Consider the following 270-nt stretch of genomic DNA (forward strand, 5'->3'; position numbering starts at 1 on the left):
TCCATACTGTTGCAATATTCTTCGTTGTCATTTCAATATTTTCTTCTGCTACTCTATATGCTTCTTCTAGTGTCATCGGTCTCGTTGTAATACTAAATACCGCATCTATTCCTTTCTCGTACACGGCTGAATAATCAGATGATACAGACCCTCCAATAGCAATTACAGGCACAGAAAAACGTTTCGCACGCCCCGCAACACCAACAGGAGCCTTCCCATATGCAGTTTGTTCATCTATTCTACCTTCACCAGTTATAATGAGATCTGCAT

1 protein-coding gene is annotated in these 270 nt (G+C 40.7%); it reads right to left on the reverse strand.

All coding sequences use genetic code 11. From position 1 onward, the window contains the following. Window positions 1-270: glycerate kinase (locus SB717_RS36075; RefSeq protein ID WP_410907799.1), on the reverse strand; the 270-nt coding region annotated here is incomplete at both ends.

Origin of the sequence: Priestia sp. SIMBA_032, from assembly GCF_046535215.1 — a bacterium.
GTDB classification, from domain to species: Bacteria; Bacillota; Bacilli; order Bacillales; family Bacillaceae_H; genus Priestia; species Priestia aryabhattai.